General features: G+C 70.9%; 1 pseudogene. It reads right to left on the reverse strand.

Annotated elements, in window-relative coordinates:
* A pseudogene (locus Cco03nite_RS42130) lies at nt 1-515 on the reverse strand (amino acid transporter); the annotation flags it as partial.

The following is a 515-nucleotide window of genomic DNA, read 5'->3' on the forward strand; positions in this document are numbered from 1 at the left end:
AGCGGGATGGCGACGCCGACGGCCTCGCTGAAGCCGAGCAGGAACACCCCGCCGAGGATGAGCAGCAGGACCACCGTGATGGTGACGGCGTGACCCTCCAGGAAGTCCGGTGCCAGGGGGTTCTCCAGCAGGTGGACCGAGGCGTCGGCGGCCGACAGGGTGATCGTGATGATCCACGAGGTGGCCACGAAGCCGAGCAGCACCAGCACGAAGACCTTGCCGCGCCAGAACGGCAGCAGGTCCTCCAGCATCGCCACCGAGCCCTGCCCGTGCGGGCTCTCCTTGGCCACCCGCCGGTACATCGGCAGCATGCCCAGCAGCGTCAGCGCCACGATCAGCAGCGTCGCCAGCGGCGACAGCGCCCCGGCCGCGGTCGCCGCGATCGCGGGCAGGTAGGCCAGGGTGGAGAAGTAGTCGACGCCGGTCAGGCACATGACCTTCCACCACGACTGCGGCGTGGCGTGGCCCTCGTCGGCCTCCGGCCCGACCGGCTGCACCCGGTGCTGCAGCAGCCA

This window comes from Catellatospora coxensis, from assembly GCF_016862635.1.
Taxonomy (GTDB): domain Bacteria; phylum Actinomycetota; class Actinomycetes; order Mycobacteriales; family Micromonosporaceae; genus Catellatospora; species Catellatospora coxensis.